This is a genomic window from Amorphoplanes digitatis (assembly GCF_014205335.1).
GTDB lineage: Bacteria > Actinomycetota > Actinomycetes > Mycobacteriales > Micromonosporaceae > Actinoplanes > Actinoplanes digitatus.
In genome coordinates, this window is sequence record NZ_JACHNH010000001.1 from 5,344,255 (window position 1) to 5,365,063 (window position 20,809).

Consider the following 20,809-nt stretch of genomic DNA (forward strand, 5'->3'; position numbering starts at 1 on the left):
CTCCGGGCCACGACTTACCGGGCCCAAGGTGTATATCGCCCATGGTCGCAGAGTCGACCGCGTCCCGCGCGGGGAACACCGGGCTCAGTGGGTGGCGCCGCCGACGCTGTGCTCGTCCGGTTTGTCGCGGTACTCCACGATCGCGGCCATCGCGGAGGTCAGCGCGGTCACCAGGTCGTCGACGCTGAGCGCCGGCTGGTTCGGCTTGTCGGTGACCTGCTGGGCGATGTACGGCACGTGGACGAAGCCGCCCCGTTTGCCGGGGAACTCGCGATCGATCATGTAGAGGATCTGGTACATGATGTGGTTGCAGACGTACGTGCCGGCGGTGTTCGAGACGGCGGCCGGGATGCCCGCCGCGCGGATGGCGGTGACCATCGCCTTGACCGGCAGGGAGCTGAAGTAGGCCGTCGGGCCGTCGGCCCGGATCGGGGTGTCGATCGGCTGGTAGCCGTCGTTGTCCGCGATGCGCCCGTCGTCGAGGTTGATGGCGACGCGCTCCGGGTTGATACCGAAGCGCCCGCCCGCCTGGCCGACGCTGACCACCACGTCCGGGTCGTGCCGCAGGATCGCGTCCCGGACGAATTCGGGCGAGCGGGCGAACGACGTCGGGATCTGCACCTTGATGATCTCGGCGTCCGAGACCTTGTCCGGCAGGCGCCGCACCGCCTCCCAGGACGGGTTGATCGGCTCGTGCTCGAACGGATCGAACCCGGTTACCAGAATCCTCATCGCGTCTTCCCTCGCACGTCGTTGACCGGGATCAGAAGAAGATCGCGCCGATCGTGGCGCCGGCGGCCACCGTGGTGACCGAGAGAACCAGGTTCGGCACGAAGTAGCTGTGGTCGATCAGCTTCGTTCCCAGCTTGGTGGTTCCGGAGAGGTCGAAGTTCGCGCCCGCGATCTGCGGGCCGCCGGTGGGCAGCGCGTAGACGCCGGCCAGGCCGCCGGCCCACATGCCCGTGAGCACGCCGGGCGGAAGGCCGACGGCCAGGCCGATCGGGACCATCGTCCGCGTCGCGACCGACTGGCTGGTCGTGAGCGCCGCGACGATGAAGACGGAGACGGCGAAGAGGAAGACGTAGTTGTTCACCCAGCCGCCGACCGTGTCGACGATGACCGCCTCGTGGGCGTTGATGAAGGTCGCCGTCATCCAGGCGATACCGAACAGCGCGATCGCCGCCACCATGCCGGCCCTGAACACCGACATGTTCGGGACCTCCTTCACGTCGGGGCGGCCGAGGAAGAGGATCGCGACGCCGACGGCGAACATCACCATCACGATGGTGCTTGTCATGTCGAGCGTCACCGACTCGCCGTCGACCTCCCAGGACGGCCGCAGGCTGGAGAAGAGCCCCAGCACGACGATCAGCACGACACCGGTCAGGAACGCCAGCGCCGAGTTGCGCCCCTGCTTGGTCGCCGTCAGGGCGGCCGAGGCCGGGACCGGGGGCGGGCCGTCGACCGGGTCACCGGCCGAGCCGGACACCGTGTCGCCGGTGGAGCCGGACGCGGCCACCGTGGCCCGCTGTGCCGTGGCGAGGACCGGCTGCGGCGGGGCGAGCAGTCCCTCCTGGATCTTGCGCTGCACCTCGGGGTCCTTGTCGAGGTCGGCGCCCAGCCGGTTGGTCACCAGGGAGGTGACCACGATGCCGATCAGGCACGCGGGGATCGTCACCGCGAGGATCTGCGCGAGGCCGAAGTTGTAGGGCGAGACCTCGGTCAGGGTCAGCATGGCCGCCATCGCCGCCGAGACCGGAGACGCGGCGAGCGCGATGCCCGACTGGACGACCGCGACCGACATCGGCCGCGACGGCCGGATCCCGTTGCGGTAGGACACGTCGTAGATCACCGGCATCAGCGGGTAGAGGATGTTGCTGGTACCCGCACCGATGGTGAACGCGAACGCGGTCAGCGGCGCGATCAACGTGATCTGCCGCGGGTGGCGCTCGATGATGTGCGCGGCGACCATCACCATCCAGTCGATGCCGCCGGCGGCCTGCATCATTGCCGCCGCGGTCACGACGGCCAGGATGATCGCCACCGCGGTGGCCGGCGGATCGCCGGGCGCCTCGCCGAAGACGAAGACCAGGACGGCGGTGCCCACCCCGCCCCACAGGCCGACGCCGATGCCGCTGACCCGGGTACCCATCACGATCGCGCCCAGTACGACGAGCGCCTCGAGTATGAAGATCACATCCATGTCGATCACCCTTCGGCGTGCGCCGCCAGCTTTGGCACACGATCACATCCGCGTCACGCACGGGGATCATCCGGAACGGATGATCGATCCATGGCCATGAGATCGGCCGTACGCTCATCCGTTCCGGATGGGCTGGCCGCCCGTCGTCGTCTGTGACACTGGCGGCATGGCCGAGGCGGGTTGGCAGGAGCTGCGGGTCGAGGTTCAGGGGCGCCCGGTCTTCGTGCGCCGGGGCCCGGAGATACCCGGCTCGACCCCGATCGTGCACGTGCACGGCTTCGCGGTCTCCGGCGGCTATCTGCTGCCGACCGCCGGTGCCCTGGCGCACCGCGCGACGACGTTCGTCCCCGACCTGCCGGGCTACGGTCGCAGCGCCGGCTGGGGTCACACCCTCGGCATCTCCTCGCTGGCGTGGGCGCTCCTGGAACTCCTCGACGCGCTCGGCGTCGAGCGGGCGGTGCTGGTCGGCAACTCGATGGGCGGGCCGGTGTGCCTGGAGGTCGCGCACAGCGCGCCCGAGCGCGTCGCCGGCGTCGTGCTCGCCTCGCCCGCGGGCGGGGTGCACAACCAGCCGCTCGCCCGGGCCCTGCTGCAACTCGCGCGCGACGCCTGGCGCGAGAACCCGCGCATGATCCGCGTGGTGCTCCCCGACTACCTGCACTTCGGACCGTTGAACGCCCTGCACCTGTTCGGCGAGCTGGTCCGGTTCCCCTCGCTCGAGCGCATGCTGCGCACGCCGGTGCCCACGCTCGCCGTCGTCGGCACCCGGGACCCGCTGATGCCGCCGCCCCGGCGGGTGCAGGAGGTCGGCCGCCTGGCGCCGCCGCACCTGACGATCGCGGCGATCGAGGGCGCGGCGCACGCGATGAACTTCAGCCACCCCGGCGAGCTGGCCCACCTGATCGGCTGCTGGCTCGACGGCCGGGAGATCACCGACGACCCGGACCAGCCGGGCATCGCCCGGATCCTCCAGTTCCGGCCCTAGCGCGGCTCGGTGGGGATGGTGTGCGTGGTCGCCGCCGCGGCCGCGGCGCGGTCGACCGCGCGCGCCTGCGTGGCGCGGTGGTGCCGCACCATCAGCGCGAGCACGATGCCGGCGGCGGACATGACGGTCATCAGGAGCGCGGCGCGGGAGAGGCCGGCGGCGAGCGCGACGCCGGCCGGGTCGCCGGCCGCGCGGTGTGCGTCGGTGACCGCGGTGGATACCGTCGCCGCGGCGGCGACGGCCAGCGAACCGCCGATGTAGCGGGCCATGTTCGAGATGCCGGACGCCTGCCCGACCTCGTCCGTGGACACCACCGCGGTCGAGGCGGCGGACGCGGGGCCGTTCGCCAGCCCCAGCCCGATGGCGACGGCGACCAGCGGCAGGACGAACGCGGCGTAGGACCAGGAGGCGGTGACGAACCCCAGCGCGGCGAAGCCCACCGCGGCCAGGGCGAATCCGATCGCGACCGCGAGGCCCGGCCCGATCTTCACAGCGAAGGGCGTGATCAGCGGGGTGACCGCGATCATGGCGGCCGCGGCGGGCAGCGTGGCCAGGCCCGCCTCCAGCGCGCTCATCCCGAACGCCGCGGGGTCCTGGAAGTACAGGCTCAGCAGGTACATGAGTGCGTTGATGGCGCCGGCGACGAGCAGGATCGCGAGCGTCGCGCCGACCAGCACCACGTTGCGCAGCAGCCGCAGGTCGACGATCGGCGCCGCGACCCGCTGCTCGACGGCGACGAACGCGACGGCGGCGAGCACCGAGACGAGCAGGCAGCCCAGCGTCGCCGGGGAGGCCCAGCCCCAGGTGTTGCCCTCGCTGAGCGCGAGGACCAGCGGGACGAGGACGACCGCGATCAGCACCGTGCCGGCCATGTCGATGGAGCGGGACCGGTTCGGGTCGCGGGACTCCGAGACCCGGGACATTGTCACCGGGATGAGCGCGGCGGCGATCGCCGCGTCGATCCAGAACAGGCCCTGCCAGCCGGTCGCGTCGACGAGCAGGCCACCGACCAGCGGGCCGGCGGCGGCGCCCGCCGCGGACGCGGCGCCCCACAGCGTGATCGCCCGCATCTGGGCCGCGCCCGACGAGGCCGCCGAGAGCAGGCTCATGCCGCAGGCCAGGATCGTCGAGCCCGCGGCACCCTGGATCATGCGGCCGGCGATCACCCCACCGCCGCTGCCGGCGAGGGCGATCAGCACGCAGGAGGCGACGAACAGCACGAGCCCGGCCAGGAACACCCGCCGGCGGCCCAGCACGTCGCCAAGGGCGCCCGAGGTCACGATCACCGCGGCGCCGACCAGCATGTAGCCGGTCACCGCCCATTGCAGCTGGTCGAGCGGCGCGCCGGTGTCCGCGCTGATCGCCGGGAGCAGGATCGTGACCGCGGAGGTGTTCGCGTTGACGACAAGCGCCGACACGCACGCCGCGACAAGGACGCCCAGGCCGGCCGCGCGACCCGCGGCGGGCCTCGAATTGATGTCGGTCATCGGCTCAGAACGGCGTCGGGATGTGCCGGACCATCAGATGGCCGGAGTCGTAGCCGTGTGCCTTCTGCCGTTTCGGCAGGGTCACGTCCCGGTGCTCCAGCGGGGTGTAGGGAACGCTGCTCAACAGATGGCTGATGATGTTGAGCCGGGCCCGCTTCTTGTCGTCGCTGTGCACCACGTACCAGGGCGCCCAGGCCGAGTCCGTGGCGCGGAACATCTCGTCCCGGGCGCGGGCGTAGTCGTACCACCGGCTGTACGACAGCAGGTCCAGGTCGGACAGCTTCCAGACCTTGCGCGGGTCGTTGATGCGGCTCTCCAGGCGGCTGGTCTGCTCGTCCGGTCCGACCTCGAGCCAGTACTTGAGCAGGATGACCCCGGAGTCCACGATGGCACGCTCGACGTCCGGGGTGACCCGCAGGAAACCCTTCGCCTGCTCCTCGGTGCAGAATCCCATCACCCGCTCGACGCCGGCACGGTTGTACCAGCTCCGGTCGAAGATGACCACGTCGCCGGCGCCGGGCAGGTGCGGCACGTACCGTTGCAGGTACATCTGCGAGCGCTCGCGCTCGCTCGGCGCGGGCAGGGCGACGACCCGGAAGGTCCGGGGGCTCACCCGTTCCGTGATCGCCTTGATGGTGCCGCCCTTGCCGGCCGTGTCGCGCCCCTCGAACAGGACGCAGATCTTCGCGCCGGTGCTCTTCACCCACTCCTGCATGGCGACGAGCTCGCCGTGCAGGCGGCGCAGCTCGCGGAGGTACTCCTTGCGCTTCATCCGGGGCTGCGGCTTGCCGCCCCCGGACTCGAGCTCGGCCATCAGGGCGGTCTCGTCCGCCCCGCGGTCGGCGGTCGGCTGGTGCTTGGCCATGTCGGTTCCTCCGTTGATCAGCCGGCTGCCGGCACGTCGTCCGCCCGCGCGCGCCGCGGTTCGACCGCCAGGTGTACGTCGAGCGGCGCCCGGGGCGTCCGCGAGCGGCGGATCCACTTGACCGTCTCGATGACCGCCGGCAGGACCAGCGCGAGCCCGATGCCGGCCAGCCACTGCGGACCGGTCAGCGGCTGGGTGAGCAGGCTCTGCCGCAGGAATTCGACCTGGGTGGCCAGGACGACGAAGGCGACGGTGATCAGGGCGATCGCCGCGGCCTTGAGGATCGGCGGGCCCAGCCCGGTGGCCGGGTCGCGGCGGTTGGTCAGCGCGTTGCACGCCGTGCCGAGCCCCATCACCACGAACGTCATGGTCAGCGACGCGCTGGGCGCGGTCGTGCTCGGCGCGTCCGGGCCGGCGACCAGCGGCACCAGGGCGGCCACGAACAGCGCGGCGGCGTAGAGCAGCCAGAGCAGGACGGCGCCGCGGTTGGTGATGGTGATCCGCGGATCGCGCGGCGGCCGCCGCATGACCTCGGGATCGCCCGGGTCGACGGCGATCACGATCACGCCGACCGCGGTCGCGGTGAACAGCAGGTAGAGCACCATCGACGGGGTCAGCGCGACGCCCTCGTTGATGTTGAACGCGGTGGCCGCGACGAACAGCATGACGAGCCCCAGCAGCTGCGTCATCTGGAACCGGACGTACGCCACGATCTTGTCGTAGACCCGCCGGCCGATCTCGACGGCGTGCACCAGCGTGCCGAAGTTGTCGTCGGTGAGGATCATCCGGGCGGCCTGCTTCGTGACCTCGCTGCCGCTGCCCATCGCCACGCCGATGTCGGCCTGCTTGAGCGCCGCGGCGTCGTTTACCGCGTCGCCGGTCATCGCGACGATCGAGCCCTGCTCCTGCATCGCCCGGGCGAGCCGCAGCTTGTCCTGCGGCGTGACCCGGCCGAAGACGTGCAGCTGCGGCAGCCGCCGGACCAGCTCCTCGTCGGAGATCTCCTGTAGCTCGGCGCCGCTGATCGCGCCCGGGCCGAGGCCGAGCGTCTCACCGATGGCCCGGGCCGTGACCGCGTGGTCCCCGGTGATCATCCGGACGTCGATCCCGGCGCGCAGCGCGACACCGACGGCCTGCTTGGCCTCGGCGCGCAGCGGATCCACGATCCCGACCATGCCGACGAAGCCCAGCTCCCGGGTGAGCGACATCGGGTCCGCCTCCACCGCCGGCAGCTCGTCCGGTTCGACGAACCGCGCCGCGAACGCGAGGACCCGCAGGCCCTGGCCGCCCATGCGCTGGTTGGCCGCCTCTATGCCCGCGCGCGCTTCCGCCATCGGCGTCCGTTGCTCCCGCAGCGGGCCGCCGGCCCAGGCGCAGCGGGCCAGCACGACGTCCGGTGCGCCCTTCACCAGCTCGATCACCCGTTCCGTTCCGCCCAGCGGGATCCGGTGGAACGTGGCCATGAACTTGTAGTCGGAGTCGAACGGCACCTCGGCCAGGCGGGGATAGGCGCGCCGGGTCTCCTCCGCGTCGACGCCGAGCTTGGCCGCGAGCACCACCAGGGCCGCCTCGGTCGGGTCGCCGACCACCCCGCCGTCGTCGCGCACCGTGGCGTCGCTGTCCAGGGCGACGCCCATGGCCAGGTTGGTGAAGTCCGGCACCGGGGCACCGGCGACCGAGGTGATCCGCCCGGACTTGCGGTAGCCCTCGCCCTCCACGGAGTACCAGGTGTCGTCGGCGTAGATGACGGACACCATCATCTCGTTCATGGTCAGCGTGCCGGTCTTGTCCGTGTTGATGACGCTGGTGGCGCCCAGGGTCTCCACGTCGGTGAGGTTCTTGACCACGGCCTTGGCCTGCGCCAGGTCCTTGGCGCCGGCGGACAGCAGGCCGGAGACGAACGCCGGCATGCCGGTCGGGATGGCCGAGATGGCCATGGCGGTGCCCAGCAGCAGGAGCTCGTCCAGCTCCATGCCGCGAATCCAGCCCACCGCGACGATGAAGGCGACCGCCGTCCAGGCCACCACGCCCAGCACCTTGGTCAGCGAGTCGAGTTCGCGCTGCAACGGCGACCGCGTCCGGGTCACCCCGGTCAGCAGGGTCGCGATCTGGCCCATCTGGGTGCGCATACCGGTCTCGGTGACTACGATCGCGGCCGTGCCGCGGGTGACCGAGGTGTTCTGGAACGCCATGTTGGCGCGGTCGCCGAGCGCGACGTCGCCGGGCGGCAGGGTGGCGGCGTTCTTCGCGATGGGTGCGCTCTCCCCCGTCAGCGCGGCCTCCTGGGTCTCCAGCGTGGCCGCGCGCAGCAGGCGCCCGTCCGCCGGCACCAGGTCGCCGGCCTCCAGGTGCACGACGTCGCCCGGCACCAGGTCGGCGGCCGGCACGATCACCGTCTCGTCCTCGCGGAGCACCCGGGCCTCGGGCACCTGCATCCTCGACAGGGCGTCGACGCTGGCCCGGGCCGTCAGCTCCTGACGGACGCCGAGGACCAGGTTCAGCGCGATGAGCAGGCCGACGATGACGGCCGTCGAGACCTCGCCGATGAGCAGGCTCACCACCACGACGCCGATCAGCATGAGGTTCATCGGGTCGCGCACCAGCTGAAGCGTGATGGCCCACACCGACGGCGGCTTCTCGCGGGCGATCTGGTTCGGGCCGTACCGCGACAGCCGGGTGGCCGCCTCGGCGCGGCTCAGCCCGTGCTCGGCGTCGCTGCCCAGCGCGGTCAGCACCGCGGCGGGGTCCTGTGCATACCAGGTCTGCTGCCCGCCGGCCGTGCTGGGTGGATTCTGCTCGATGGTGCTGGTGCCGTTCGTCACTGAGGTCCCCCTCGCACTGTCGGCATGGTGGGTCCCGCCGACATGCCCGCCAAGAGTCACCCGATGGTGACGGGTACTCCTCATCCGACGGGGATGGTTTCCGGGCCAGGCCGGGCATCATCGGCGGACCCGGCGCCGGAGAGGCCGGGCGCGGGTCCCGCCGATGGTGCTCCGTCTACTCGGCGGAGGCGTTCTTGGCGTCCTGCTCGATCGCGGCGGTGTCGGCCTCCAGCCGCCGGGACTCCACCTTCGCCGCGCGCTTCATCGCCCGCTCGACCTTGGCGCCCATGTCGGAGACCGCCACCACGACCAGCCCCGCCTGGCCCTCGTCGAGGTGCTCGCCGAGCTCCTTGAGGTCCTTACGGCTCATCCCCGCCGCCGCGTGGCCCGCCACGGACCCGAGCACGGCCCCGCCGGCCGCGGTGGCCGCCAGCAGGCCGCCGCCGATCGCCGCGAACGGGAACAGCGCGACGACCAGGCCGGTGGCGAGCCCGACGCCGCCGCCCAGCACCCCGCCGACCCTGGTCGGCGTCTCGTGCTTCTTGACGATCTTCACCTTGCCGTCGGCGCGCCGCTCCACCACGGCGGCGTCGTAGGCGTCGATCAGCCTCGCCTCGGTATGCAGGTCCTTCACCAGCTCGTAGTCCGCCTCCGCGGCCGCGGCATCGGGATACACCGCGACGAAGACCATGAACGTGTCGATAGCCATGCTCGTCCCCTTCTCAGGCCGACTTCCTGTCCCCCGATGACGATGGCCCGACAAAACGGACACCGCCTCACTCCCCGCAGATGAAAAGCGCAACCGGAGGAGGGCGTTCCGTTTCGTCCCGACACTCCAATCGAGACACCGCCGAGCGGCACTCCCAGCCATCGAGCACTGACTATGCTGATGCGCCTGGGATCCCTGCACCGGAGGTGCCCGTTGAGTGCCGACCTGGATGAGGCGCTGTTACGCGAGCTCGCGGAACCGCTGGTCGCGGAGTTCTCCCCCGCCGAACAGGGCGACCTGTTCCTGCTCCTCAGCGACGCGTACTTCGCGGATCCGAGCGGGTTCAGCCGCCGGGACCGGGACAAGGCCCTCGGCCCGCTGGCGTTCGGTCTGCCGGAGCTGACGGTGCTGCTCACGCCGGTGCTGCTCGCGGCCACGAACGAGACCGTCCGCTACCTGGTGGAGAGCGCGGCCGAGCGGGGCACGAAAGTCACGGCCGCGGCCCTGCGGCGGCTGTTCAAGCGGGGCGCGGCCGCGGAGGTGACGCCGGGCCCGGAACTGGTGCTCACCGCCGAGCAGTGGTCACACGTACGGCAGATCGTCGAGCGGGTCGCGCTGAAGGGCGGCGTGCCGGCCGACCAGGCCGAGCTCATCGCCGACGCCGTCGCCGGGCAGGGCCTGACCCAAGACGGAACGTGATGCCGCCCGCGCCTGACCGCGCGGAGGATGCCCCGCCGGCGCCTGTCCGCGGTCAAGGCAACGTGCCGACCGCATCGCTGTTGCGCTTCCTACTGCTCATCGCCGCCGTAGTGGCCACCAGCGGGCTGGCCTTCATCAGCATCTATCTCCTCCTCCCGGCCAAGGCGGCGCACCTCAACGATGCCTTGCAGGTGTGCCAGGCCGACGCCGATTTACCGGCGGCGCTGGCCACGGCCGACCCACGCAAGATCCGAGAGGCCAGCCGGCGCCTGCAGTCATGCATGAATCCGGTCACGCTCGATCGGGTGGCGTTCGTCGGCGCGGGCGTGGTGGTGCTGCTCGGGGCGGCCACCGTCGCCTATCTCACCCATCCATGGTGGATCGTTCGCCGACGGCGGCTCAGAAGCCTCACGGCCGATGGTCAGGCCGCGCTGGTCGGCGACCTCGACCGGCTCAGTCGCCAGATCGGGCTGCCCCGCCCACCGGACTGGCGACTCGCTCCGTACGCCGGGACCGCCGGCGGCCAGGCCTTCGGCCTGCCGTGGCATCGGTACGTCCAGATCGACGCCGGGCTGGTGATACTGCGGGCGACGAGTCCGGCGGAGTTCCGCGCCGTGGTGCTGCACGAGCTGGCTCACCTGCGCAACTCCGACGTGGACAAGACCTACTTCGCGGTCGGCACCTGGAGGGCGTTCGTCGTCGTCGTTGTGCTTCCGTACCTCGTCCTCATGCTGCATCCGGGCCTGCTCATCGCGCCGCTGGAATGGCGCTGGGAGGATTTCCCGTTCGCGCACAACCCTGCTGGTGCCGCCTACCGGCTCGGTTCCCTCGCCGCGCTGACCGCGCTCGTCTACCTGACCCGCAACGCCATCCTGCGGGAGCGGGAGACCCATGCGGACGCGACGTCCGCGGCGGTCGACGGCGCCGGCAGCGCACTGCCCTCGGTGCTCGGCCGCCTACCCGCACCGCCGGCGTGGCGCCGATGGGGCACCCATCCCCACCCGCGGCACCGCCTGGACGCGGTCCGCGACCCCGGCCGGTGGTACCCGGCCGGCTTCTGGGAACTGGCCGGCATCGGCATCGCCGCCGGCCTGGTCTGCGCCAACGTCGGCTTCCTGGTGGGCACGACCATCCTTGCCGATGCCAGTTTGGCCGTGTCGGCGGTGGGGCTGGTCGTGGGTGGGCCGGCGGCCGGGCTGCTCGCCGCCGCGATCTGGCGGACCACGGCGCGGGATCCGGCGGCGACGCCGACGTGGCGGACGTGGCTGCTGTACCCCGTCGCCATGGTCGGCGGCTACCTGGCCGGAACCTTCCTGAACCTGCGGGAGGCGTCTGTCTCCGGACTCTCGACGAGCCTGTCGTCATCGCTCATCTCGACGTCTGTGCTGGCGATCGGCGCGGTGTTCCTTGCCGCCTGGGCCACATCGGCAGCCCGGGGCGTGCTCCGACGGCCCGATCCTCCGCACTGGGCGATGCCGGCCATCGTCGCGGTCACGGTTCTCGTGGGCGCGGTCTGGTTCGCCGTGTGGCTCCGCACCGCCCTGCTCGAGGACGGCTTCGCCGCCGAATCGGGTGGCTCACCCGCGGCAGGCGGGCAGATCGGATGGTACGCATGGGTGACGGCGGTGGCCGGGGCCGACTTCTGGCCCATGGCGCTGCTGGTGTACAACCCGTTCACGTTGCCCGGCCTGATGCTGATGTGGCTGATACCCGTGCTGGCCGGTCTCGGCCGCCCACGGTCCCGGCCGATCCCTCTGGGGCCGGCAATCGTCGCCGCAATCACCTGCGCGGCGGGCCTGGCCGTCGCCGTAGCGGCACTACCCTATCTGGCCAGGCAGGTCCTGCCCGGCCGGGTGCGAGCGGCCGACGACGGCGGAGTCCCCTTCGTCACGGTCTACGACAACGCCACCCTGGTCCTGGCCTCCGTCGCCGTCGCCGTCGCCGTCGCGATGACCGTGGTGGTGACCCGCCGCGGGCCATACCGGCCCGTACTGGTCGTGCTGACCGCCTGCCTGACGACGGTCCTCGCCGCGGCCGTGGACACCTACATCGCCGGTCCGTTCGCCTGCTACGCCGACTTCGCGGGAACCTCGCCGCCGACGGGGCAGTGCCTCGACGGCATGACCCTGCGACTGCTCGGCATCCGGGCCCACTGGATCATGATGCAGGCCCTGCTCGTCGCGGTTCCCGCCCTGGTCGCCGCCAGCGCGCTCGGCGCACTGCACCGCCGGTACCGGGCTCGGCCTCCCACCGGCGCCGACGGTGAATCGGCGAACGCGGCGCCGGCCCGAATCGGCATACCCGCGGGCGTCGCGCTGGGTCTGCTCGTCGTGGCCATCGTGTTCCTGTCCGCACTCATCCTGCCCCCGGCCTACCGCGTCTGGCTGGAGCATGCCCTGGGGTGACCAGGCCGCTCTCGTACGCGACCACCACCGCCTGCGCCCGGCTTGACAGGCCCAGCTTGGACATCGTCCGGTTGAGGTGCGTCTTCACCGTCGCCTCGCTGACCACCAGCCGCCCGGCGATGTCGGTGTTGCTCATGCCGCGGGCGACAAGGCGCAGCACCTCGGACTCCCGGGCCGTGAGCCCGCCCAGGTCGACCGGCTCCGGCTCCGGCCGGGAGCGGCGGGCGTACGCCTCGATCAGCCGCCGGGTGACGGTCGGCGCGAAGAGCATGTCGCCGGCCGCGATCAGGTGTATCGCGGCGATGAGCCGCTCCGGCGGGGTGTCCTTGAGCAGGAAGCCGCTCGCGCCGGCGCGCAGCGCCGCGTAGACGTAGTCGTCGAGGTCGAAGGTGGTCAGGATCAGGATCCGCGGCGGGTGGCCGTCGGCCGCGGCGAGGATCGAGCGCGTCGAATCGCCGGTACTCCTGCGGCTGCTGCCCGATGACCAGGATCAGGCTGACCATGGCGACCGCCGCCGCCGCGATCACGTCGACGAGGACCGGCCGCCGCTCGCCCAGCCCGGTGAACCGCGACAACGTCCCAGTACCCCGCCGTACCTGGGCTTCCTGGGGGTGCATCGCCGCACCCTAGCCGACCGGGCCGGGCCGGTCGTCATACCCGCGCGGTAGGTGGCCTACCGCCCAGGTTGACCCGCGCGGGCGAGGCCGCTCATCTTGACGGCGGTGTAGACGGCGGCCGCCAGGGCCACATCGGACAGCAGCATGAGCCCGATGGCGTAGGAGCCCTCGACGCCGTACACCCAGCCCATGACCAGGGGCGGCACGAAGCCGCCGAGCCCGCCGGCGGCGCCGACGACGCCGGTGACGGTGCCGACCTTGTCGGTGGGTGCGACCTTGCCGACGAGGGCGAACACGGCGCCGCTCGCCGCGCCGAGCAGGGCGGCCAGGCCGAGGAAGGCGATGGTGGCGACGGGCATCAGCGCCGGCTGGAACGCCTGGACGACGGCGAACAGTGCGGTGCCGGAGAAGCACCAGACGAGCACCGGCACCGGGTGGAACCGGTCGGAGAGCCATCCGCCGGTTGGCCGGGCGATGACGGCGAGCACCACGAAGCCGGCCGTGCGCAGCGCGGCGTCGTTGGCGCTCAGCTCGTAGACGGTACGCAGGTACGCGGGCAGGTAGACGCTGAACGCGACGAAGCCGCCGAAGCTCACCGCGTACAGGAAGCAGAGCTGCCAGGTCACGGCGAGCCGGCCCACCTCGGCGGTGCGCGCCCACGCGGAGCCGGCGGGCCGCTGCCGGCCGGGTGCGTCGCGGATGAACAGGGCCGCGATGACGGCGTAGCCGGCGAGGATGGCGGCGACGAGCACGAACGGGGTGTTCTTTCCGTAGGTCTCGGCGAGCTTGACGGTGGTGAAGTTGGCGATGGCGGTGCCGCCCGTGCCGATGCCGAAGACGCCGATGGCGAAGCCCTTGCGGGCCGGCGGGTACCAGCCGGAGACCAGCGGCACGCCGACGGCGAAGGTGGTGCCGCCGATGCCGAGGAAGAACCCGGTGACGATCAGCGCCGGGTACGAGGACACGACGGTCAGGGTGAGCACCGGCACGATGGTGGCGAGGCTGACGATCGGGAACATGATCCGGGCGCCGTACCGGTCGGTGAGCGCGCCGACCGGGATGCGGCCCAGCGAGCCCACCACGACGGGCACCGCGACCAGCAGCGACTGCGCCGCGAAGCTGAGGCCGAGGCGTTCCTTGACGCCGGGGCCGAGCGGGCCGAGCAGCGCCCAGGCCCAGAAGTTGATCGTGAATCCGACGGTGGCCAGCGCCAGGTTCAGCGTGGCACCGCGCTTCGCCGTGGTGGCTGTGGTCATCGCGGCGGGCCCTCCCATCCGGGGCGGGCGGGGCGCAGGCCGGCGCGGGCGTCGCGGCTGCGGTAGACGACGTACGGGCGGGTCAGGTAGCCGACGGGCGCGCTGAAGGCGTGCACGAGGCGGGTGAACGGCCAGAACGCGAACAGCGCGAACGCGGCGATGATGTGGATCTGGAAGGCGAACGGGACGCCGGCCATGATCTCCGGGTCCGGGCTGAGGTAGAACAGCGAGCGGAACCACGGCGAGATGGTTTCGCGGTAGTCGTAGCCGTCACCGGCGACGTTCGCCCGGAGCGTCGCGAACAGGCCCAGGACGATCACCGCGGCGAGCACCACGTACATGGCCTTGTCGTTCCTGGTCGTCGCGGCGAAGACCGGCCCGGTCAACCGGCGGCGGGCGATGAGGATGGCCATGCCGATCAGGGTGCAGAATCCGGCGACGGTGCCGACGAACACGGCCATCAGGTGGTAGGCGTGCTCGGTGACGCCGACGGCCTCGGTCCACGACTTCGGGATGAGCAGGCCGCCGATGTGGCCGACGAGGACCATGAGGACGCCGAAGTGGAACATCGGGCTGCCCCAGCGCAGCACCGCCGACTCGTAGAGCTGCGAGGAGCGGGTGGTCCAGCCGAACTTGTCGTAGCGGTAGCGCCAGATGAGACCGCCGACGAGCACGGCGACGGCCAGGTACGGGTAGACGACCCAGAGCAGGGTGCTCATCTGCGGCCTCCGGTGGTGTCGACGGGGCCGAACGGCTCCAGGCCGACCTGTTCGACCGGCGGCCCGGTCCGGGCCAGCCGGATCGCGGCGGCGATGTCACCCGGCTGCGCGGGCGGCAGCATCGCCCGGACGGCCGCGATGACGTGGCGGTACACCGAGTCCTCGGCGTCGAGCGCCTTGGCAAGCAGGTCGAGCCCGACCCGGTTCTCCCGCAGCAGCCGCCACCCGCCGTCGTCGGCGGCGGCGGCGAGGTCGAGCACGGCCGGCAGGTAGTCCGGCAGCTCGCCGTCGACCACGCGCAGGCCGGCCGCCTTGTACGCACCGGCGAACAGCACCAGGGCCTCGCCCCGCCGGCGGGTGTCGCCCGCGGTGTAGTAGGTCAGGTGCAGGCAGCACCGGCGGCGGAAGTCGAACAGCTCGACGTACGCGGTGACGAGCCTGCCCGGATCGGTGTGCCCGCGATGCTCGGCGACCAGCCGCAGCGGGTGTGCCACCGCGGCCGGCAGGCCGCCGAGCGCGGCCTCCAGCGTCGGCAGTGCCGCCAGCACGTCCCAGTCCGGGTAGCGCAGCAGCAGCGAAGCGGCGCGGGCGGCGACGGCCCGCCACGCCGGCTCGGCGGTCACGGCGCGCCCTCGTCTTTCCTCGGCGGGAACAGCCCCTCGGGGTGGCCCTTGCCGTCCCAGTTGAGCAGGTTGACCCGGGCCTGTTTGTCCTCCGGCGCGGCGACCGAGTCGGCGGTCTGCCGGTCGCGCAGCATGTGGAAGTTCTCCACCGATATCGGCGCCGGGGTGCCGGAAGCCTCACCGAACGGCCCCGACCCACCCATCCCCGGGCCGCCCTCGAAGTCGAGACTGCACTCGGTGCCCAGCGCCTCCAGGTGGTGGGCGTCCTCGGCGTGCGCGGCCGGAATGACGTAACGCTCCTCGTACTTGGCGATCGCCAGCAGGCGGTACATGTCGTCCATCTGCTGCCCCGTCATCCCCACGGTGGAGGCGAGCGACTCGTCGCGCTCCTCGCCGAGGTTGATCCGCCGCTGGTAGGCGCGCATCGCGGCGAGGCGTTGCAGTACCCCGGTCACCGGGCCGGGGTCGCCGGCGGTGAACAGCCCGGCGAGGTAGTCGACGGGTATGCGCAGCGCATCGACGGCGCCGAACAGGTTGTTCAGGTCCTCGCCGTCGTGACCGGTGTCGCGCAGGATGTCCACGACCGGTGACAGCGGCGGGATGTACCAGACCATCGGCATGGTCCGGTACTCCGGGTGCAGCGGCAGCGCCACCTCGTACTTCATGATCAGATCCCAGATGGGTGACCGCTGCGCCGCGGTGATCCAGTCGTCCGGGATGTCCGCCGCGCGGGCCGCGGCGACCACCTCGGGGTCGTGGGGGTCGAGGAACACCGAGCGCTGGGCGTCGTACAGGTCGTGTTCGTCCTTCACGGCCGCGGCCGCGCCGACCCGGTCGGCGTCGTAGAGCATCAGGCCGAGGTAGCGCAGCCGGCCGACGCACGTCTCGGAGCAGATGGTCGGCTGCCCGATCTCGATGCGGGGGAAGCAGAACGTGCACTTCTCGGCCTTGCCGGTGCGGTGGTTGAAATAGATCTTCTTGTACGGGCAGCCGGTGACGCACATCCGCCAGCCCCGGCACCGGTCCTGGTCGACCAGCACGATGCCGTCCTCGGCGCGCTTGTAGATCGCCCCCGACGGGCACGACGCGGCGCAGGACGGGTTGAGGCAGTGCTCGCAGATGCGGGGCAGGAAGAACAGGAACGCCTTCTCGTACTCCTGGCGTACCTGATCGGAGAGCTGCCGGAGCACCGGGTCGCCGGCGGCGATCTCGTTGCCGCCGGCGAGCGAGTCGTCCCAGTTGGCCGACCAGGTGACCTTGGTGTCCTCGCCGGTGAGCAGCGACTTCGGCCGGGCCACGGGCGTGTCGGTGCCCCCGGCCGGCGCGGTGAGCAGGTGCTCGTAGTCGTAGGTCCAGGGCTCGTAGTAGTCCTGCATGGCCGGCAGTTTCGGGTTGGCGAAGATGCTGAGCAGCTTCTTGATCCGGCCGCCCGCGCGGGGCTTGAGCCGCCCGCTGCGGGTCCGGGTCCAGCCACCCTGCCACCGGTCCTGGTCCTCATACGTACGCGGATAGCCCTGCCCGGGGCGGGACTCGACGTTGTTGAACCACACGTACTCGACGCCGGAGCGGTTGGTCCACGCCTGCTTGCAGGTGACCGAGCAGGTGTGGCACCCGATGCACTTGTCGAGGTTCATCACCATGGACATCTGCGCCATGACACGCATCAGTACTCGACCTCCTGCGATCGGCGGCGGATGACGGTGACCTCGTCGCGCTGGTTGCCGGTCGGGCCGAGGTAGTTGAACGCGAACGACAGCTGCGCGTACCCGCCGATGAGGTGACTCGGCTTGATCAGCAGCCGGGTCAGCGAGTTGTGAATGCCGCCGCGGCGTCCGTTGGTCTCGGCCTTCGGCACGTCGATGACCCGCTCCTGCGCGTGGTACATGTAGACGGTGCCCTCGGGCATCTTGTGCGTCACCACGGCGCGGCAGACCACGACGCCGTTGCGGTTGACGGCCTCGATCCACTCGTTGTCAGTGACGCCGATCTTCGCGGCGTCGGCCTCGCTCATCCACATCGTCGGCCCGCCCCGCGACAGCGTGAGCATGATGAGGTTGTCCTGGTACTCGGAGTGGATGGACCACTTCGAGTGCGGGGTCAGGTAGCGGACGGTCAGCTCCAGCTCGCCGTTGCCGCCCAGGCGCGGCTCGCCGAAGAGCTTGTGCATGTCCAGCGGCGGCCGGAACACCGGCAGCTCCTCGCCGAGCTCCTGCATCCAGTCGTGGTCGAGGTAGAAGTGCTGGCGTCCGGTCAGGGTGTGCCACGGCTTGAGCCGCTCGACGTTGATGGTGAACGGCGAGTACCGGCGCCCGCCGTGTTCGCTGCCGGACCACTCCGGGCTCGTGATCACCGGCACCGGCCGGGACTGGCAGTCGGCGAAACGGATCTGTTTGCCCTCGTGCTCGGCGGACAGGTCGGCCAGCTTACGACCGGTACGCCGTTCGAGGAACTCGAAGCCCTCGGTGGCGACCCGGCCGTTGGTGGTGCCGGCCAGCGCGAGGATCGCCTCGCAGGCGCGGATGTCGGTGTCCAGGCGGGGCCGGCCGTCGGCGACGCCGCCGCGCACGGTCCCGTTGACCTTCTTCAGGAACTCGATCTCCGGCTTGACGTCGACGGTGACCGCCTTGGTGGTGGTGCCGAGCTTGTCGAGCAGCGGCCCGAGCGCGCCCAGCTTCGCGGCGACCGCGCCGTAGTCGCGTTCCACGACGACGAACTTCGGCATCGTCCTTCCCGGTACCGCGGGCGCCTCGCCGGTCTTCCAGTCCCGCACGACCCCGCCGGGTGTCGCCATGGCGTCGGGGGTGTCGTGCAGCAGCGGCGCCGCGACCAGGTCCTCCCGCACGCCAAGGCGCGGCCCGGCGAGCTCGGAGAAGACCTTGGCGATGCCGTGGAAGGCGTCGAAGTCGGTGCGGGTCTGCCACGGCGGGCTGATCGCCGGGGTGAACGCGTGGATGAACGGGTGCATGTCGGTGGTGTTCAGGTCGTGCTTCTCGTACCAGGTGGCGGCGGGCAGCACCACGTCGGAGAAGAGCGTGGTCGAGGTCATCCGGAAGTCCAGCGACAGCAGCAGGTCGAGCTTGCCCTCGGGCGCCTCGTCGTGCCAGACCACGTCCCGCGGCCGCTTGTCCGGCTCCGTCTCCCGCGCCCGCAGGGACGCGTCGGTGCCCAGCAGGTGGCGCAGGAAGTACTCGTTGCCCTTGGCCGAGGAGCCGAGCAGGTTCGCCCGCCACACGGTCAGCACCCGCGGCCAGTTGCGCTCCGCGTCCGGGTCGGCGCAGGCGAACCCGAGCCGGCCGTCGGCCAGCTCCCGCGCCACGTAGCCGGCCGGGTCGTCCGGGTCGGCGGCCCGGGCCTCCTCGGCCAGGTCCAGGGGGTTGCGGTCGAAGGTGGGCATTGACGGCATCCAGCCCAGCCGCGCCGACTTGGCGAGCAGGTCGGCGGTGTGCCGGCCGGTGAACTCGCCCTTGGCGTGCGGCGAGGCGAGGACGTCGGCGCTGTAGCGGTCGTAGCGCCACTGGTCGGTGTGCAGGTACCAGAAGGCGGTGCCGATCATCTGTCGCGGTGGGCGTACCCAGTCGAGTGCGAAGGCCAGATGCGACCAGCCGGTCACCGGCCGGCACTTCTCCTGCCCGACGTAGTGCGCCCAGCCGCCGCCGTTGACGCCCTGGCAGCCGGTCAGCGTGGTCAGCGCCAGCATCGCCCGGTAGGTGGTGTCGGAGTGGAACCAGTGGTTGGTGCCCGCGCCCATCAGGATCATCGACCGGCCGCCCGAGCGCTCGGCGTTGTCGGCGAACTCCCGGGCGATCCGCGCCACCGCGGCCGCCGGCACGCCGGTGATCGGCTCCTGCCACGCCGGGGTGTACGGCACCGCCGGGTCGTCGTAGCCGCTCGGCCAGACACCCGGCAGGCCGGGACGCGACACGCCGTACTGCGCGAGCATCAGGTCGTAGACGGTGGTGACCAGCCTCCCCGCCACCCGCACGGTCGGCACCCCGCGCGTCATGAGCTCCGGCGTGTCGTTGTCGAAGCGGGGCAGCGCCACCTGCACGGCGGCGCCACCCGCGCAGCCCAGCCGGGGCACGATCGCGCCGAGGTCGAGGTTCCACCGGCCGGCGCCGGCCTCGCCGAACCGGTCACCCAGCGACCCGTTCGGCACCGCCGGCGCGTCCGTGACGGTGTCCCACACGACCGGCCGGAACGCCGCCTCGGCGCCGGCCTCGCCCAGGTCGGCGGCGGTGACGAACTTGCCGGGCCGGTGGCCGCCGCCCTCGACCGGCTCCAGCGTGATCAGGTACGGCAGGTCGGTGAAGCGCGAGACGTAGTCGGCGAACCGCGGCGTGCTCCGGTCGACGAAGAACTCCTTGAGGATCACGTGGCCCATCGCCATCGCGAGGGCGCCGTCGGTGCCGGGCTGCGCGGGCAGCCACTCGTCGGCGAACTTCACGTTGTCGGCGTAGTCCGGCGACACCACGACGACCTTCTGCCCGCGGTAGCGGGCCTCGGCCATCCAGTGCGCGTCCGGCGTACGCGTGACGGGCACGTTCGAGCCCCACATCACCAGGTACGAGGCGTCCCACCAGTCGCCCGACTCGGGCACGTCGGTCTGGTCGCCGAACATCTGCGGCGACGCCACCGGCAGGTCCGCGTACCAGTCGTAGAACGACAGCATCGAGCCGCCGATCAGCGACAGGAACCGGGCGCCGATCGCGTGCGACACCATCGACATCGCCGGGATCGGCGAGAACCCCGCCACCCGGTCCGGTCCGTGCCGCGCGATCGTGTGCACGTGCGCGGCGGCGACGATCTCCTGCGCCTCGTCCCAGCTCACCCGCACCAGCCCGCCCTTGCCGCGGGCCCGCTGGTAGCGCCGCCGGCGCTCCGGGTCGGCCTGGATGTCGGCCCAGGCGGCGACGGGGTCGCCGCCCAGGCGCGCCTTGGCCTCGCGGAACATCTCGACGAGCACACCCCGCGCGTACGGGTAGCGCACCCGCGTCGGCGAGTACGTGTACCAGGAGAACGCCGCGCCGCGGGGGCAGCCCCGCGGCTCGTACTCCGGCCGGTCCGCGCCGACGCTGGGATAGTCGGTCTGCTGCTGCTCCCAGGTGATGATGCCGTCCTTGACGTACACCTTCCACGAGCAGGACCCGGTGCAGTTCACGCCGTGCGTGGAGCGGACAACCTTGTCGTAGGACCAACGGTCCCGGTAGAACGCGTCCGCCTCCCGGCCGCCGATCTGGTGCAGCGTCCGGCCGTCGGCGGAGACCTCGGCCCGCCGCACCAGCCCGCCCACCGCCAGTAGTGCCCGTCCCGCACCCTCGGCCGCGCCCGCCATGTGCCTCAGTCCCCCAGTCCACGGACCCGTGGGATCACGCGATCCGGGGATCACTCCACTCCGATCGTGCCGGATCCACAGGGGCCG

The 20,809-nt window shown here is 71.7% G+C and carries 14 protein-coding genes and 1 pseudogene; 3 read left to right on the forward strand and 12 right to left on the reverse strand.

Features of this window, described 5'->3' with window-relative positions:
* Positions 1-84: 84 nt before the first annotated feature.
* Together pcp and BJ971_RS23355 are read right to left on the reverse strand one after the other, a co-directional pair.
* Entirely contained in the window at positions 85-732 is a 648-nt protein-coding gene (gene pcp / locus BJ971_RS23350) for a pyroglutamyl-peptidase I (protein WP_184995363.1), read from the reverse strand.
* A gap of 31 nt (positions 733-763) precedes the next feature.
* A complete protein-coding gene (locus BJ971_RS23355) occupies positions 764-2,203 on the reverse strand; it encodes an anaerobic C4-dicarboxylate transporter family protein (protein WP_184995364.1) in 1,440 nt (479 codons plus the stop codon).
* 166 nt (positions 2,204-2,369) lie between these two features.
* Between BJ971_RS23355 and BJ971_RS23360 the strand changes: the two genes are divergently transcribed.
* Positions 2,370-3,188 (forward strand): alpha/beta fold hydrolase, encoded by an 819-nt coding sequence (locus BJ971_RS23360; protein ID WP_184995365.1) that lies wholly within the window; start codon positions 2,370-2,372, stop codon positions 3,186-3,188.
* Here the strand turns inward: BJ971_RS23360 and BJ971_RS23365 are convergent.
* The 4 genes from BJ971_RS23365 to BJ971_RS23380 form a co-directional block, all read right to left on the reverse strand.
* Complete coding sequence (locus tag BJ971_RS23365) at positions 3,185-4,675, reverse strand: MFS transporter (protein ID WP_184995366.1); 1,491 nt, start codon at positions 4,673-4,675, stop codon at positions 3,185-3,187. The genes BJ971_RS23360 and BJ971_RS23365 overlap by 4 nt on opposite strands.
* 4 nt (positions 4,676-4,679) lie before the next feature.
* On the reverse strand, positions 4,680-5,540 hold the full coding sequence (ppk2, locus tag BJ971_RS23370) for a polyphosphate kinase 2 (RefSeq protein WP_239087783.1): 861 nt from the start codon (positions 5,538-5,540) through the stop codon (positions 4,680-4,682).
* A gap of 17 nt (positions 5,541-5,557) precedes the next feature.
* Positions 5,558-8,362 carry a cation-translocating P-type ATPase gene (locus tag BJ971_RS23375; protein ID WP_203709621.1) on the reverse strand — a complete coding sequence of 935 codons (2,805 nt, stop codon included), beginning with the start codon at positions 8,360-8,362 and terminating at the stop codon, positions 5,558-5,560.
* Between the two features lie 175 nt (positions 8,363-8,537).
* Positions 8,538-9,071 carry a DUF1269 domain-containing protein gene (locus BJ971_RS23380; RefSeq protein WP_184995368.1) on the reverse strand — a complete coding sequence of 178 codons (534 nt, stop codon included), beginning with the start codon at positions 9,069-9,071 and terminating at the stop codon, positions 8,538-8,540.
* A 213-nt stretch (positions 9,072-9,284) separates the two neighbouring features.
* Here BJ971_RS23380 and BJ971_RS23385 point away from each other — a divergent pair, with 213 nt between their 5' ends.
* A complete protein-coding gene (locus BJ971_RS23385) occupies positions 9,285-9,770 on the forward strand; it encodes a hypothetical protein (protein WP_184995369.1) in 486 nt (161 codons plus the stop codon).
* A gap of 62 nt (positions 9,771-9,832) precedes the next feature.
* On the forward strand, positions 9,833-12,175 hold the full coding sequence (locus tag BJ971_RS23390) for a M48 family metalloprotease (protein WP_184995370.1): 2,343 nt from the start codon (positions 9,833-9,835) through the stop codon (positions 12,173-12,175).
* Here the strand turns inward: BJ971_RS23390 and BJ971_RS23395 are convergent.
* The 6 genes and pseudogenes from BJ971_RS23395 to BJ971_RS23420 all read right to left on the reverse strand — a co-directional run.
* Positions 12,126-12,626 (reverse strand): annotated as a pseudogene (locus BJ971_RS23395) (LuxR C-terminal-related transcriptional regulator); the annotation flags it as partial. The gene BJ971_RS23390 and the pseudogene BJ971_RS23395 overlap by 50 nt on opposite strands.
* A 222-nt stretch (positions 12,627-12,848) precedes the next feature.
* Positions 12,849-14,048 carry an MFS transporter gene (locus tag BJ971_RS23400; RefSeq protein ID WP_184995371.1) on the reverse strand — a complete coding sequence of 400 codons (1,200 nt, stop codon included), beginning with the start codon at positions 14,046-14,048 and terminating at the stop codon, positions 12,849-12,851.
* Entirely contained in the window at positions 14,045-14,767 is a 723-nt protein-coding gene (narI, locus tag BJ971_RS23405) for a respiratory nitrate reductase subunit gamma (RefSeq protein WP_184995372.1), read from the reverse strand. The genes BJ971_RS23400 and narI overlap by 4 nt, the downstream gene beginning before the upstream one ends.
* The gene (narJ, locus tag BJ971_RS23410; protein WP_184995373.1) at positions 14,764-15,390 is read right to left on the reverse strand and encodes a nitrate reductase molybdenum cofactor assembly chaperone; all 627 of its coding nucleotides are present in this window, start codon (positions 15,388-15,390) and stop codon (positions 14,764-14,766) included. Before narJ ends, narI begins: the two co-directional genes overlap by 4 nt.
* On the reverse strand, positions 15,387-17,054 hold the full coding sequence (narH, locus tag BJ971_RS23415; protein ID WP_184995374.1) for a nitrate reductase subunit beta: 1,668 nt from the start codon (positions 17,052-17,054) through the stop codon (positions 15,387-15,389). Before narH ends, narJ begins: the two co-directional genes overlap by 4 nt.
* On the reverse strand, positions 17,054-20,722 hold the full coding sequence (locus BJ971_RS23420) for a nitrate reductase subunit alpha (protein WP_184995375.1): 3,669 nt from the start codon (positions 20,720-20,722) through the stop codon (positions 17,054-17,056). Before BJ971_RS23420 ends, narH begins: the two co-directional genes overlap by 1 nt.
* Positions 20,723-20,809 lie beyond the last annotated feature (87 nt).

Coding starts and splice junctions, on each gene's coding strand:
- BJ971_RS23360 (WP_184995365.1), top strand. CDS start 2,370: ATGGCCGAGGCGGGTTGGCAGGAGCTGCGGGTCGAGGTTCAGGGGCGC.
- BJ971_RS23400 (WP_184995371.1), bottom strand. CDS start 14,048: ATGACCACAGCCACCACGGCGAAGCGCGGTGCCACGCTGAACCTGGCG.
- narI (WP_184995372.1), bottom strand. CDS start 14,767: ATGAGCACCCTGCTCTGGGTCGTCTACCCGTACCTGGCCGTCGCCGTG.
- BJ971_RS23355 (WP_184995364.1), bottom strand. CDS start 2,203: ATGGATGTGATCTTCATACTCGAGGCGCTCGTCGTACTGGGCGCGATC.
- pcp (WP_184995363.1), bottom strand. CDS start 732: ATGAGGATTCTGGTAACCGGGTTCGATCCGTTCGAGCACGAGCCGATC.
- ppk2 (WP_239087783.1), bottom strand. CDS start 5,540: ATGGCCAAGCACCAGCCGACCGCCGACCGCGGGGCGGACGAGACCGCC.
- narH (WP_184995374.1), bottom strand. CDS start 17,054: ATGCGTGTCATGGCGCAGATGTCCATGGTGATGAACCTCGACAAGTGC.
- BJ971_RS23365 (WP_184995366.1), bottom strand. CDS start 4,675: ATGACCGACATCAATTCGAGGCCCGCCGCGGGTCGCGCGGCCGGCCTG.
- BJ971_RS23420 (WP_184995375.1), bottom strand. CDS start 20,722: ATGGCGGGCGCGGCCGAGGGTGCGGGACGGGCACTACTGGCGGTGGGC.
- BJ971_RS23380 (WP_184995368.1), bottom strand. CDS start 9,071: ATGGCTATCGACACGTTCATGGTCTTCGTCGCGGTGTATCCCGATGCC.